1 protein-coding gene is annotated in these 382 nt (G+C 63.1%); it reads left to right on the plus strand.

Annotation, left to right across the window (positions count from 1 at the left end; genetic code table 11):
• The coding region (locus EOC93_RS33935) for a proline racemase family protein (RefSeq protein ID WP_164759418.1) at positions 1–382 on the plus strand (382 nt) is incomplete at both ends.

Below are 382 nucleotides of genomic sequence, written 5' to 3' on the forward strand. Positions count from 1 at the left end.
AACGCATCAAGAAGGCGGTCAACGAACAGCTCGAGGTCGTGCATCCGGAGAACCCGAAGATCCGCGACGTGTCCAACGTGATTTTCGAAGGTCCGATCGAGCGCGTCGACGGGCGCGTGGAAAGCGTCAACGGCACGGTGTGCCTGCATGGCAGGCTCGACCGCTCACCGACAGGCACCGGCACCACCGGGCGGCTGGCGGTGATGTCGGCAAAGGGGCAGATCGCCAAGGGCGAGCTGTTCCGTAACAGATCGATCATCGGAACCCATTTCGATTCCCGCGTGATCGCCAATACGCGCCTCGGCGATCGCGACGCTGTCGTGGTCACCATCGCCGGACAAGCCTGGATCACCAGCATCGGCCAATATGGCCTCGACCCGAC

This window comes from Mesorhizobium sp. M6A.T.Ce.TU.002.03.1.1 (assembly GCF_003997275.1).
GTDB lineage: Bacteria > Pseudomonadota > Alphaproteobacteria > Rhizobiales > Rhizobiaceae > Mesorhizobium > Mesorhizobium mediterraneum.